This window comes from Oleiphilus sp. HI0043 (assembly GCF_001634935.1).
Window position 1 is genome coordinate 1 of the sequence record NZ_LWEY01001264.1, and the last position, 1,405, is coordinate 1,405.

Annotated in this window: 3 protein-coding genes; all 3 read left to right on the forward strand. The window is 47.6% G+C overall.

Annotated elements, in window-relative coordinates:
• On the forward strand, window positions 1-456 hold a 456-nt coding region (gene ribE, locus A3729_RS16290; RefSeq protein WP_068634085.1), incomplete at its 5' end, for a 6,7-dimethyl-8-ribityllumazine synthase.
• Complete coding sequence (gene nusB, locus A3729_RS16295) at window positions 457-936, forward strand: transcription antitermination factor NusB (RefSeq protein WP_068511377.1); 480 nt, start codon at window positions 457-459, stop codon at window positions 934-936.
• Window positions 937-960: 24 nt separating this feature from the next.
• On the forward strand, window positions 961-1,405 hold a 445-nt coding region (locus A3729_RS16300; protein ID WP_197475882.1), incomplete at its 3' end, for a thiamine-monophosphate kinase.

Here is a 1,405-nt window from a genome sequence, read left to right on the forward strand (position 1 = left end):
GGTGATTTTAGAGATACGACGGGTGCAAAGTTTGCGATTATCGTGACACGATGGAACTCCTTTGTGGTAGAAAGCTTGCTAGAAGGTGCGGTGGATTCTTTGGTACGTCACGGTATTGATGAGAGTGATATCGAGATATTCCGCATTCCTGGCGCATTTGAAATGCCTTTAGCCGTGAAACGTGTTGCTGAAACTAAAAAGTATGACGCAGTGGTTGCTTTAGGAGCGGTGATCAGAGGCGGTACGCCTCACTTCGAGTATGTTGCTGGAGAGTGTGTGAAAGGTTTGGGTGCCGTATCATTGGATACAGGTATTCCTGTTGCCTTTGGCGTTCTGACGGTGGACACCATTGAGCAGGCGATTGAACGTGCCGGCACCAAAGCGGGTAACAAAGGTGAAGAAGCTGCGATGTCAGTTCTAGAGATGGTTCAACTATTTAAACAGTCAGGTATTTAAGTGAGCGAATCTAACCCTGCCGCAGGCGGTCAGCCTGTAAAGAAAACTGGAACGGCACAGCGTAAGAAGGCTCGAAAGTTGGTTCTTCAGGCGCTATATCAGTGGCAAATTTCCGGCTCCAGTATTGCTCAGGTAGAAGCAGAGTTTCGTACCGATCATGACTTTGATCGTATCGACTCGGCTTACTTTCGTGAAGTCTTTAGCGGTATACCTAAAGAAGTGACAGAATTGGATCAGGCAATTGAGCCTTTTCTGGATCGCGCAATTGTGGATGTTGACCCGGTAGAGATGAATGTTCTGCGTATGGGTGTCTTTGAATTTAAGCACCGCATTGATGTGCCTTACCGTGTGGTTATTAATGAGGCTGTTGAACTGGCTAAGTCATTCGGTGGTACTGATGGCCACAAGTATGTGAATAGTATTCTTGATAAGCTCGCCTTGCGTTTGCGCGCGGCTGAAACACGTCATAAACCCTCTTAGTGTTATAGCAACTTAGTTGATCCGATGCCATCTGCTCCTTCTGAATTCCAAATAATTAAACGGTATTTTGAAGGAGTGGGGCCTATCGATAAGCAGCTCGTTAACCAGGGTATAGGTGACGATTGTGCTGTCATTAACCCTCCTGCGAATAAGTCTCTGTGCTTCTCACTTGATACTATGGTTGAGGGGCGGCACTTTCCCAAGTCGGCACCGCCGCAACAATTGGCTATCCGAGCAATGTCTGCGTCATTGAGTGATTTGGCTGCAATGGGGGCGTCACCAGCATTCTTTACCTTGTCTTTGACGCTTCCTGATTCTGACCCGGATTGGCTTGAAGGCTTTTCAAGGGGGCTCAAGTATATGGCGGAGCGTTATCAATTGAGCCTCTTGGGCGGAGATACAACGCGAGGGCCATTAACTATTGGTATTCAGGTGCATGGTTTTACAGCTCAAGACAAAGCGCTACGTC